The sequence below is a fragment of the Massilia sp. LXY-6 genome (genome assembly GCF_051233485.1).
GTDB lineage: Bacteria > Pseudomonadota > Gammaproteobacteria > Burkholderiales > Burkholderiaceae_D > Telluria.
The window spans coordinates 1-4,265 of record NZ_JBKFGF010000025.1 but is presented as its reverse complement, the minus strand read 5'-3'; the positions used below and the strand labels follow the sequence as shown (position 1 = coordinate 4,265).

General features: G+C 66.4%; 2 protein-coding genes. One reads left to right on the top strand and one right to left on the bottom strand.

All coding sequences use genetic code 11. The annotated features are described in order from the left end of the window. Positions 1-662 precede the first annotated feature (662 nt). On the top strand, positions 663-1,871 hold the full coding sequence (locus ACI48D_RS12840) for a hypothetical protein (protein WP_435571608.1): 1,209 nt from the start codon (positions 663-665) through the stop codon (positions 1,869-1,871). A 99-nt stretch (positions 1,872-1,970) separates the two neighbouring features. On the opposite strand, the gene ACI48D_RS12835 is transcribed toward ACI48D_RS12840, so the two are convergent. After that, on the bottom strand, positions 1,971-4,265 hold a 2,295-nt coding region (locus ACI48D_RS12835), incomplete at its 5' end, for an SUMF1/EgtB/PvdO family nonheme iron enzyme (protein WP_435571607.1).

The following is a 4,265-nucleotide window of genomic DNA, read 5'->3' as shown; positions in this document are numbered from 1 at the left end:
CTGCTACGGTGTCTGGCACTACCTGGAGCGCGACTAGCGTGGCGCTGAGCAGCGGTAATGGCACGCTGAGCGTGCGCACTGTCGACACAGCAGGCAATGTTACGGCCGGCACGGGGCACACCTACACGCTGGACACCACCGCGCCGACTGTTAATTACACGAATGGCAGCTTGGGCACGCAGGGTGGTACCCCCTCGGTATCGGGTACGTATTCTGATGCGCTAAGCGGCAGCAACGTTGTAATCACTGTATCGGATAAAACCGGTACAACCTCTAGTGGGGCCGCTACCGTAAAGCAAAATGGAACCTGGCAATACACCAATCCAAGCTTAGCCTCTGGCGACGCACTAACGATTGTCGCCACGGACCTTGCAGGGAATCAAACGACTATAACGAAGAATGCACCGGCTGGTATAGCTGGGGAGGAAATCGTCTTGGGTCTGCAGAACTTGGCACCCCAGTCCGCTAGCGCCGAAGTGCAGATTACAAATTTGCCGGATGGGTGGATTCTGAATGGCGGTACACGGCTGGATAATGGAAACTGGGTAATACAGACGTCAGATACAAGCACATTGTCGATAACCTCTCCATCTAGCTACACAGGTGCACAAGTACTTAATGTTGTCGTTACCTGGACCAACGCCGACGGCACCAAGAGCACCATGTCCGTCGCCGACAACATGGAGGTCTACGCCAAAGGTTCGCCGATCTTCGCCTGGAACGGCGACGACCACCTCGCTGGCTCCAGCGGCCACGATACCTTCGTGATCGCCCAGCCCATCGGTCACGACGTCATCTACAAGTTTGACGCCACAGCCGACAAGGTGGATCTCATCGGTTACAAGGGTCTCGCCAACTTCGGCGACCTCCATGACCATATCAGTGAAGACAGCGCGGGCAATGCTGTCGTCACCTTGGGCGACGGCCAGTCCATCACGCTGCAGGGCGTCCATGCATCGAACCTGACCGCGGCCAACTTCGTCTTCGACGAAACCCCGGTCATGTCCAACACCGGCAGCCTGGTGCTCGGCGATGGTTCGACGATGCCTCTGAGCGGTGAGATCCATAACACCGGCACGATCGCTCCGAAGTCGACCGGCAGCGACACCAACCTGCTGCTCATCGGCAAAGGCATCACGCTGGACGGCGGCGGGCATCTGACGCTGTCCGACAACAGCGCTAACGTGATCTCGGGCACCGGCGCGGCGGTCACGCTGACCAACGTCGACAACACCATCTCCGGCGCCGGCCAGCTTGGCGCAGGGCAGCTGGGTCTGGTCAACCATGGAACCATCATTGCGGACGGTGCCAACTCGCTCGTCATCAATACCGGCGACAACATCGTCTTCAACGATGGCATCCTGGAAGCCACCGGCGCCGGCGGGCTGCACGTTGCCGGGGCGGTGTCCAACAACGGTAAGTTGTGGGCCAACGGTTCGGAGCTGGCGATCTACGGCGGCGTGAACGGGGAAGGCACCAGCCTGATTAGCGGAAACGGCATGCTGGAGTTCGGCAGCGCATCGTCGTCGCACATCATGTTCGCGGCGGATGCCGCCGGCTTGCTCAAGCTGGACGATGTTCTCCAGTTCACCGGCAACATTGCCGGCTTCAACGGCGATGACAAGCTGGACCTTGGCGACATGCACTTCAGTGGCAGCCTGGTATTTAGCTACACTGCCGATGTCGGTGGCGAAGGTGGCAAGCTAACGGTCAGCGACGGAGCACATGCGGTCAGCATCGCGCTGTTAGGCCAGTATGACGGTACCGGCTTCCATGCAGCAAGCGATGGCGGAAGCGGTACCCTGATCACCTACACCCCAGTGACTACGGTTGCCCAGAGCTTTGACGCGATCCATCATACGTGGTGGTAGGTTGAGATAGGGACTTCACACCGACATCGACCGGCAGTCGGTTTGTCCCGCCAGTTTCTTGGCGGGACATTTTTTTTGGGGATCGAAAAGCCGGCCAGGCTAGGTCAGCTCGCGCACGACCCGGAAACCGACGATATCGTTCGACAGGGCGCTCGAAAAGCCGTTGCGCAGTGCCGAGCGCAGGTAGCGCGGGTTGTACAGCCAGGAACCGCCGCGCAGGATGCGGCGGGCCTGGTCGCCGCCCTCTTCCCAGGCGCTGCCGTCCAGCGGCGCGCCCTCGTAGTTGTCGTGCACCACGTCCTGCACCCATTCCCAGACGTTGCCGTGCATGTCGAACAGGCCCCAGGGATTTGGTGGGAACATCCCGGCCGGCGTGGTGCCGCGCCGGTAAGCGCCGCGCGCGCCGCCGTTGTAGGTGAAGTTGCCGTCGTAGTTGGCCTGCTCGGGCGAGATGGTGTCGCCGAAGCTGAACGCGGTGTTGGTGCCGGCGCGGCAGGCGTATTCCCACTCGGCCTCGCTCGGCAGGCGGTAGCGGCGGCCGCTTGCCTCGGTCAGCCAGCGCAGGTAGTCCTGGGCGTCGTACCAGTTGACACCCACTACCGGATGCGCATCCGTCTGCGCGAAGCCTGGCGCTTCCCAGTTCACGTCGCCGCTCTGGCGCCAGCCGGTGGCGCGGACAAAAGCCCGCCACTCGCCCACCGTCACCGGATAGCGGCCCATCGCGATCGGCCTGTCGATCCCGATCCAGTGCTGCGGTAGCTCGCGCGCCAGCCAGCCTTTCTGCGAACCGGCCGCCGCCGCGAGCTCGCGCTCGTGCTCCGGCGAGCCCATCTGGAAGCGCCCGGTCGGCAGCAGCACCAGCTCCGGCCCCCTGCCCTCGCCATCCAGGAAACGGTCGCGCAGCACGCCTTCGAGGTCGGCCACCGGGCTGGCCGGGCCCGGTAGCATGGCTTCGAGCTCGGCCTGCTTGCGGGCCGCCTGCTCGGCGCGCTCGCCCTGCTGCTGCGCCAGGTAGGCCCCGGCGGCCCTGGCCTGGACCAGCTTGCGCCGGGCCTGTTCGGCATCCTGGCGCGCCTGTTCCGCCTCCAGGGCGCGGCGCTGCGCCAGCTGGCGCCGCAATTCTTCCTTGCGCACGCGTCGCGCCTCCTCGGCCGTCCGGCGCGCCAGCCGTTCCTGCTCCTTGCGCTGGCGCGCGAGCGCGGCCTGGGCCGCCGCTTTCGCCTCGGTTTCGATGCGCCGGCGCGCGGCCGCTTCCCGGGCCCGGCGCAGCAGTTCGGCTTCCGCCGCTTGCGCCGCTTCGCGTTCGGCGTGGGCGGCCTCGCCGGCGCGCAGCTCGGCGTCGCTCGCGCCGGCGGCCCGCTCCAGCCGCTCGAGCAATTCACGCACGCTGCCCGGACGGGTGGCGGCGCTGGCCGCGAAGCCGGCCTGCAGCGTCTCCCACTGGGCGTCGCTGAGGCCCGCGGGACGGTCCGCTACCGTCCGTTCTTCCTGGCCGGCGCCGAACGGCAGACGCCCGCTCAGCATCCGGTAGGCCATGGCCGCCACCGCATGCACGTCGAGGCCGCGCGCCGGAGACTCCTGGCCGGCGCCGCGGCCCGCTTCCGGCGCGCGGTAACCGCCCGTGCCGGAACTGGCGGGCGCCTCCAGCGACGCGTTGCCGGTGCCGCGGGCGCGCGCGGCGATGCCGAAGTCGAGCAGTTTTACTTCACCGGCGCGGGTCAGAAACACATTGGCCGGCTTGATGTCGCGGTGCACCAGCTGGTGGCGCTCCCAGGCGTGATCGAGGGCTGCGCCGACCGGCTTGAGCAGCTGCAGCACGCGCTCCAGGCCGAGCGTACCCTCGCGCGCCAGCAGGCTGTCGAAGTCTTCGCCCTCCAGGCATTCCATGATGATGAAGTAGCTCGCGGTCGCCGGATCCTGGGCCCAGTCGTAGACCCGCACGATGTGCTCGTGGGCGAGTTGGCGGGCGCGCGCCGCCTCCTCGATCAGCAGGCGCGCGTGGGCCGTGTTCCGGGTCAGCCGGGGCGGCAGGATCTTCAGCGCAACCTGGGCGCTGTGGCCGAGCTCCGCGTGGGTCGCGAGGTCGGTGGCCTGCCATACCTGGCCCATGCCGCCCTGCGCGATCAGGCGCTCGAGGCGGTAGCGGCGCTCGAACGGGCCGACTTCCTGGCCCGCCATCAGGCCGATCTCGGTGCCGCAGTCGTCCGCCATGGCAGGCACCGGCGCGGCGGCGACCGTCAGCGCGGCGGCGGCATCGCCCGGCAGCGGCGGCGCGTAGGCGGCGTCGAGAATGGCGTTCTTGCGGCTGTCGAATTCCTGGCGACTCAGCAGGCCGTCTTCGTGCAGGGCGCGCAGTTCGCGCAGCTTGTCGATCGCGGTCTGCATCATCTCCGT